Annotated in this window: 1 protein-coding gene; it reads right to left on the reverse strand. The window is 58.2% G+C overall.

Translation table 11 applies throughout. The features are described 5' to 3' along the window. A partial coding sequence (locus tag E1292_RS50630) for an H-NS histone family protein (RefSeq protein ID WP_132606897.1) occupies positions 1–345 on the reverse strand: 345 nt, incomplete at its 3' end. Between the last annotated feature and the right edge of the window lie 188 nt (positions 346–533).

The following is a 533-nucleotide window of genomic DNA, read 5'->3' on the forward strand; positions in this document are numbered from 1 at the left end:
GCGGTAGGCAGCGGCAGCCATTTCGGCAAGCAGCGGGCCGTCGCTTAGTGAGGCATGTTTCGGCTTGTCGATCAGGAAGTCATCTCTGTTTTTCCCCTGTATCCAGGCGGGAGGCTTCCCTCGGCCTGTCCAAGTTGCCCCCGTCTTTTCGTCTCGATACTTGGACGCCACCTTATTTGAGGCGGTGGACTTCCACGGGAAAACCTGTTGTGCGGTGAAGCCAAAATCTTCGATCCATGCGTGGATCTGGGCCAGCGCAGCCTTCGACTCCAGGGCTCGGGCTTGCGCAATTTGCGCATCCAGTTCGGCGCGAGCGCTCAACAAATGCTTCAAATCAGCTGTCATTCGGGCGAGCATTAAGAGAAATTTAATTTCGGAAGCCTTGCTGCCAGAGAGCCCAAGCCGCAGGGCTGGGCTCGTCCGCGTGGCTAGGGGGGCCGACTACGCTGGGGGGCTCTTATTCTTGGGACACATATACCACCGCCAGAAAGGCGAAGGGCTGACAGCGCTAACCGTCAGCCCCTCTATCGAAA

Source organism: Nonomuraea deserti (genome assembly GCF_004348685.1).
Lineage (GTDB): Bacteria > Actinomycetota > Actinomycetes > Streptosporangiales > Streptosporangiaceae > Nonomuraea > Nonomuraea deserti.